We start from the raw sequence: 6,289 nt of genomic DNA, 5'->3' as shown, positions 1-6,289 counted from the left end.
AGCTTTATTTGATTACTTTAAAAGGTACGCTAATGAGTCCCGTCAATTTCCCTCGGTAGTTATTGTAATGACAAAGTCGCTTGGTAATTAAGGTACGACAGAATCGCTTGGTGATCACAAGCGCCATTCAGTTTGAGAATGCCGAACAATGTCAACGGGAACTCAGAGCTTTGGGCTTAGAGATTTAATCCGTCATTGATTGATCAGGGCACAGTCTGTGCCCTGCTCTTAGACAGCCCGACTCAGAGTCACTTAATTTTTACATCCAGCCCGAGAGAAACCAAAGTACCGACCAGCGTGGTGATCACAACCGACACTAACGAGCCGATCAGAACATATTCCGCCATGCTGCGATCAGCCGATTTATTGAGTTCACCAAAGCGGAATATCGACTTGGCCGCCAGGACAAAACCAACCGCGGCGTAGCTGCCAAGCAGAGTAAAGGTCAGGATCAGCAAGCGTTCTAGATAGCCGATCAACTCGCCACCCGCGACCAGCCCGCTGACATTACCCTCTTCTTCATCCGATACCACAATCGGATACTTACTCAGAATCAAACCAATCAGCACCGACGTCGGTTTCAGGATCAGCAGATAAGCAAACAACACCATCACCCCATCGGCAAACTGCTCATGGCGCACAATCGCCTGCAGGGTCACACTGTCGGTCATGTAAAAAGCCATTGCTGCCAGCAGCGCGGCGTGCCACATCTGGTCGAAAACAAAGTAGCCGAACTTATCGCCATGACGCGGGGTGAATCTTATCCAGCCAATCACCACGTGACTGAATGTAGTCAGTGCGGCCAGGCTCAGAACCAAAGACCAGTCTGAACTGTGTGCCATCGCCGGAATGATCAACACCAATCCATGCAGCAAAGCATGCCAATATAACGCCGCTGAGCGGTAACCGCGTTCACGTTTAGCCGCTATGCAGCGCTTGGGCAGCAGATAGAATTCGCACAGGATATGCGCCAGAAGAAACGGCACCCAAGCCGTGAAGAAATCAGCCACGTTGGTACTCCTTAACTTCGCCGATAAAACGTTCGTTCAGTTCACTGAGCAACGTCCAGCCGGACGCCTTGAGCGATTTGCTTGCGGTCGCCGTGGCGATATCAAGCTGTTCAGCCAGTTCGCTCACTGTCAGCCCGTCTTCGCTTATCAGCATCGGCAGCAGCACTTCACACTGGCGCGCGGTTAACTCACTCAATTGGCGGTCGAGATACTTAAACAGCAGCGTGAACTGGTCCGTCAATGCGCTGCTGTCGGAATGAAACACCAGGCGCTCGTTTTTCAGCGCTTTCAAACCGCGCCCGGAGAGTACAAACGCCTGCCCCATGGATTCAGACACCGCCTCACGCAGATCCGCTTTGGCCGCAATGGCAAAGCTGATGCGACTGTCAAACGGCTTGCCAAGCGCTTTAATCCCGACCCGGTACAAAATGGTATAGCGCAGCGCCTGCTCGATATCACGCACCACACTCTGGAACTCATCACCGCGCTCAATACTGTGCACATTGTCTGCACCACCAGCAGTGATCCATTGTTGTATCTGTTTGATTTGTTTAAGCAACTGCTCAAACTGCTCTGAACTGAGCTTAGTTGAATTGACGACATCACCGATGATGACGGCAATGACTTGATCGGTTGACTCCACGCGAACACTCCTTTTTTCACCTGGAGTTAATTTAGCTATTTTTGGCTAAATGTGCAAATTTAGCTTTTTATGGCTAATTGTGGGGTTTTGGTGGTTTGTGGCTAAGATCTGCTTTTGACTTTGGGAGTGCTGGGGTTGTTGGATGATATGTCCCGCTTTTACTTTCTCGATATCTTGAGCTTGGTGCAAGCGGGCCGGTCCCTCTTTGCTGGATTCCTCATAAACAAAGAGCGAGGAACCAGAAAGACGCTTTGTTCTTTGGCGCTGCCCAGGCCGGTTTTAGGCGTTCCCGACGCCAAAAACCTAAAAATTCGTCCTGAATTTTTGCCCTATGGTTGTGATTTTTTAAACAACACGATTAGCGGGAAGAAAATATGAAACAACCCTACTTTCGGAGTAACGAACTCTCTTTGTTCTTACTCGTTTGTTATGTGAATTGCTATTTAATTGCGCCTAACTGGGATGCAATTTCACTTGCTGTTGGAGCAGTTACCGCAAAATATAAACTTACAGCACCAACAATAAAGCTAACAATGGTTAGCAAATAAGCTGTATTTGTTTGTTTACGAGTTTTCTTTTGCTCTTCTTGGAGCTCTTGATACTTGGTAAGGATATTCGTGATTGGGGTTAGGATGTGTTTATCCGACTCTTCGCCCGATTTGAAGGCGAGTTCAGTTACCCGAAGTAAAGAGGGCTTAACCTCATCGGGCATAGTATCAAAAGGCTCTTCTTTTTCAATTTCGGACACTAAACCCTTTAATTTTTCAAATTCCTCAGGAGTTTTAATGTCTTTATAAACTCGATATAGAGCCGCCCGTGAATTTTGCGCTGACAAATTGTGAGCTCTTCCAATAACAACAATATCTTTACTACTAAGCGCAAAACCAGCTTCTACTTTCGACTTAAGATCTGCCTGCAACTCAGTAATACGGTGATCTCTTGTACGCTTCATCCAAAACGCAAATATCAACATCCCACCAATTAAAACGGCGTATAAAGCGTATACACCAAATTTTAAACTATCTGACATTGTAAGTTTATTCTCCTATTCACATAACGCTGCAAACAGTGGCTCTTTAACTAATGCCACAACACGTTTAAAACTCAAACCACAAGTTGCCAGCGTTAAGCGTTCATTGATTTGCCTTGTTATACACATTACGGTTTAAGCCATATGTCCATATCTAGCTCAGTTCCTGTTTTAATCCGATAGTTAACTTGCGCTATCGCGATTCCAACAGTGCTAAGAGAAACTTTATTCAGTCCGGTCGCTGTCCATTTAGTCAGTAAATCATTCATGTAGCTAAATTTCGTTGATAAATGCTCTTTGACTTCATGTACATTCATAGTAGTAGATTTAAACAAAGCTATTACAACCTTAACTTCATCTTCACTTAATCCTGCTTTTTTACATTTTTTCTCAAGCTCATCAGCATTATAGGCATTAAATTGCGTCAAGTTCGGGTAATGGAAGCACTGTAAAAGCAAAGGGGTAACCTTTGGTACGCTAGCTGAGTCTAGTTTAATTTCGTTGACTTCAAATCCTTTTGAGAAGAAGGCAGGATATGAATTAACAATTAACTCTTCAATTGGCTTAATTGTAGTCGTTTCAAATAATGAACAACAGCCTGAAAACTTAAGATGCTGGTAACATAGCTCGCTGGCTGTTAGTTCAGTGGTTAGAGGAGCAACTGCTGTTTCAAGATACTGATAAAATTCTTCTAAAGTACCAATACCATTCCTATGTGTTTGAGTAAAAATAAACACTAGCGATAAAACATCCATTTGTTGAGAAGTCAGCATTGACGTTACATTTAGCGCTTGGTCCAAAATAATTTGCTTCAAATTTCTCCTATCTGAGGCAAACCTTTCTTGTAATAAGTCAACTAGGACTGACTCAAGGTCTTCATCTCCCGATCTGACAAATGCTTTTTGAGCATCATATATTGCTGTTTGCATACCTGGATCTTGAAAAGCAGCCAAGTTTTCTGTCTTCTTTTCCTTTAGTTTTTCTAGTAGTTTATCTAATAGGTGTTCTGCTCGTTGGTAAGCTAATGCAGCTGCATCATTAGATAGCTGAAGATAGTTCGACTTATACACATCAAGTGCAACCTCCTTGCAGTCGGAATAACTTAGACCTTGCTTATAAACAACAATTTCATTTGCCTGATAGTTTTCGGAGTCATCTCCAGCAATTTGTTCAAGATGCTTATCATTAATCATCAAGTTTACCTATATTGATATCTCTCTTAGCTTGTATATTTTTTGATTTCTTACCTGATTTTTGTGTCATTGAGGTGGATTTTGAAAACAATCCGAAAATCACAGTCAATATAAAGATACCTGCACCACTCAAGAACCATTCTTTATTATCAATTATCCACTGCATACTGAACTCCAACTAATGTGTATAACGCTAAGAACAGTTGAAAAACATATGGCACTATGTTTTTCGAAGCAAAATTCGTGACATTTATTTTGTCAATTGCTTCGCCTTGTTAGAACTATTTTTCGTGACGGTGCCATTCTTTATAAACTTTCCAAATCGCCTCGAAATTGGAAGTTGATTCAGGGTGCATTAAACGTTCAAAGGATGTTCGTTTGGGATCACATATATTTTTGACTTCATTTATGTAAGCTTTCTTGAAACGTGCTTTGTCAGTTTTATCGTCAAGATATTTGCCACATGCATCTTCATATGCGTTTAAGTAACTTTCTGTTGAAGACCGCCACGTGTTTTCCAAAAAATCGAGGTGTGGTAGTTCTTCATCATTCAAATCAGCTTTCAGACGACCTTTTAAAAACTCCTGAATTTTAAATGCGCAATCCTCCATTCGATTACGTGCATTCATTATTTGCTCACGTAAGGAGGTTTCAGTTTGACCAATAGCAATATTATTAGCTCGATCTGCGCTAGAAAGTGAATTTTGACTAGCTCTTGATGCTTTTGATGAAAAATAGATACTAACTCCCATACTAATTAAGGCAATTCCAGCACTTCCAATAGCAATGTAGTCACTAAGTTCCACAGTCATTACTTCTTACCACTCAATACGTTTTCAATTTCATCAGCTAAGTCTGCCAAATCATCATTACTTGCTGACTCAAAAATATTGCGACTTTTTTGAATATTTTGAGGAATTCCTAGCTCTTCCTCAATCTGTTTGATGATCTTACGCTTATCTTGTTCCGATAGAGTCTGCTGTGACGCAGTGTATACGAGACCATCAATATCTCTTTTAACACGTTTAGCTTCCGCTAGTGTTTGGGAGCCTTGAAGATCTTTAGGACCTATCTTGGAACGATTGTTAAATCCATCTGCATCGATTGCATCTCTAATTCGTTTAGCATATTGCCTAGCTAATTCATTAAATGTCGCCATCTATATTTCCTTTACATATAATTAATAGTTCTAACAGTTATTAGACAGACAATGTCTGCCAGAACTTGTCCGTCTAAAATACGGTTCTGAACTCATCCAAACCAACGTAAGCCACTGATTAGGCTTGGCATAAGCTAACGTTAGACAAGCGGGTCATTGACACTCAAATTCACAAAATACCGACATATTCTATCTAACACACCATAGTAAACTGAATACATAATCAACTATTCGTCAGACCAGATCAACAAGCACCAAAAGAAACGAGTCAATATTGTTAATCGTATTAAGTTTTTAAGCAGATACTCACCAATAACGCTCAGAAACCACTGTCCGAAGGCAAAAAATCAGGACGATTTTTTAGGTTTTCGGCGTCGGGAACGCCTAAAACCGGCCTGAACCACGCCAAAGAACCCAAGCGCCTTTCTGGTTACTCTTTAGCGCAAGCAAAGAGTGACTGGCACGCTGGCACTCAACTAAAGAAATCGACCAAATCAGAGCGTGACATGCAACACAGCAAACCGTTTCACTCCTCGCCACAAACGCAAAAACCACGTCGATGTTTTAGCTTTCGGCATCGAAAATGCCGAAAACGGGATATACAGAATAACCTAACTCACAATCGATATCTCTGGAACCTTACTTTCCTTTCTCGACAATCAGATAACTGTGTAACTGAGGATATTGATCAAACTCCAGATGGCGGATAATACAGCCGAGCTCCATAAACAGAGTTAAGAAACCGTTCAAGCCCAGCGACGAATAGTAGACTTCCGGCCCCATAAAATCGTCTCGATGGCAACCCTCTTCATCTGTACCGCCGAATGAAAAGATAAACACACCACCGGGATTGAGACTGGCGACGATTTTACATAGCACCGGCTTTTGTTGTGATAAAGGAATATGCCAGATACTGTCCCACGCGGTGATAAAATCGTATTTCTCGGTTAAATCACACTCACAAATATCCTCTTGAAAAAACTGCACACCAGGCAGCTTTTCCCTCGCGATACTGAGCATCTTGGGCGAAATATCCAACCCGGAAGGAGTAAAACCTTCCCCCGCCAGCAACTCAATGAAACGACAAGTACAACCACAACCCACATCCAGAGCCCGTCCGCGCTCACTAACAAAACTGATCGCTTTTTTGTGCTGTGCAATACCGTTACTCATATCAAACTTACCATCCGTCCAGATATGAGTAATTTGATTGTATGCCTTGGCGATATCCTCAGGCTTCATTTCTATCTCCCC

General features: G+C 42.5%; 8 protein-coding genes. All 8 read right to left on the bottom strand.

Translation table 11 applies throughout. The features are described 5' to 3' along the window. Nucleotides 1–248: 248 nt before the first annotated feature. The 8 genes from E6C74_RS10840 to E6C74_RS10810 all read right to left on the bottom strand — a co-directional run bounded on the left by E6C74_RS10840 (nucleotide 249) and on the right by E6C74_RS10810 (nucleotide 6,277). Nucleotides 249–1,010, bottom strand: coding sequence for a DUF3307 domain-containing protein (locus E6C74_RS10840; RefSeq protein WP_136484974.1), 762 nt, complete (start codon nucleotides 1,008–1,010; stop codon nucleotides 249–251). Further along, nucleotides 1,003–1,653: a hypothetical protein gene (locus E6C74_RS10835; RefSeq protein WP_136484972.1), complete on the bottom strand. Its 651-nt coding sequence runs from the start codon at nucleotides 1,651–1,653 to the stop codon at nucleotides 1,003–1,005. The genes E6C74_RS10840 and E6C74_RS10835 overlap by 8 nt, the downstream gene beginning before the upstream one ends. 439 nt (nucleotides 1,654–2,092) lie before the next feature. After that, nucleotides 2,093–2,683, bottom strand: coding sequence for a hypothetical protein (locus tag E6C74_RS10830; protein WP_136484970.1), 591 nt, complete (start codon nucleotides 2,681–2,683; stop codon nucleotides 2,093–2,095). A gap of 128 nt (nucleotides 2,684–2,811) precedes the next feature. Beyond that, nucleotides 2,812–3,876, bottom strand: a complete 1,065-nt coding sequence (locus E6C74_RS10825; protein WP_136484968.1) for an LPO_1073/Vpar_1526 family protein — start codon at nucleotides 3,874–3,876, stop codon at nucleotides 2,812–2,814. After that, nucleotides 3,869–4,042 (bottom strand): hypothetical protein, encoded by a 174-nt coding sequence (locus E6C74_RS20995; protein ID WP_168797013.1) that lies wholly within the window; start codon nucleotides 4,040–4,042, stop codon nucleotides 3,869–3,871. Before E6C74_RS20995 ends, E6C74_RS10825 begins: the two co-directional genes overlap by 8 nt. 115 nt (nucleotides 4,043–4,157) lie before the next feature. Continuing rightward, nucleotides 4,158–4,688, bottom strand: a complete 531-nt coding sequence (locus tag E6C74_RS10820; RefSeq protein ID WP_136484966.1) for a hypothetical protein — start codon at nucleotides 4,686–4,688, stop codon at nucleotides 4,158–4,160. Beyond that, on the bottom strand, nucleotides 4,688–5,035 hold the full coding sequence (locus E6C74_RS10815; protein WP_136484964.1) for a hypothetical protein: 348 nt from the start codon (nucleotides 5,033–5,035) through the stop codon (nucleotides 4,688–4,690). Before E6C74_RS10815 ends, E6C74_RS10820 begins: the two co-directional genes overlap by 1 nt. A 639-nt stretch (nucleotides 5,036–5,674) precedes the next feature. After that, nucleotides 5,675–6,277 (bottom strand): class I SAM-dependent methyltransferase, encoded by a 603-nt coding sequence (locus tag E6C74_RS10810; RefSeq protein ID WP_136484962.1) that lies wholly within the window; start codon nucleotides 6,275–6,277, stop codon nucleotides 5,675–5,677. Nucleotides 6,278–6,289: the final 12 nt, after the last annotated feature.

It is taken from the genome of Vibrio sp. H11 (assembly GCF_004804295.1).
Taxonomy (GTDB): Bacteria; Pseudomonadota; Gammaproteobacteria; order Enterobacterales; family Vibrionaceae; genus Vibrio; species Vibrio ostreae.
Note: the sequence above shows the minus strand (reverse complement) of the source record. Positions and strands in the feature narration are given on the sequence as shown.

Coding starts and splice junctions, on each gene's coding strand:
- E6C74_RS10810 (WP_136484962.1), bottom strand. CDS start 6,277: ATGAAGCCTGAGGATATCGCCAAGGCATACAATCAAATTACTCATATC.
- E6C74_RS20995 (WP_168797013.1), bottom strand. CDS start 4,042: ATGCAGTGGATAATTGATAATAAAGAATGGTTCTTGAGTGGTGCAGGT.
- E6C74_RS10825 (WP_136484968.1), bottom strand. CDS start 3,876: ATGATTAATGATAAGCATCTTGAACAAATTGCTGGAGATGACTCCGAA.
- E6C74_RS10820 (WP_136484966.1), bottom strand. CDS start 4,688: ATGACTGTGGAACTTAGTGACTACATTGCTATTGGAAGTGCTGGAATT.
- E6C74_RS10830 (WP_136484970.1), bottom strand. CDS start 2,683: ATGTCAGATAGTTTAAAATTTGGTGTATACGCTTTATACGCCGTTTTA.
- E6C74_RS10815 (WP_136484964.1), bottom strand. CDS start 5,035: ATGGCGACATTTAATGAATTAGCTAGGCAATATGCTAAACGAATTAGA.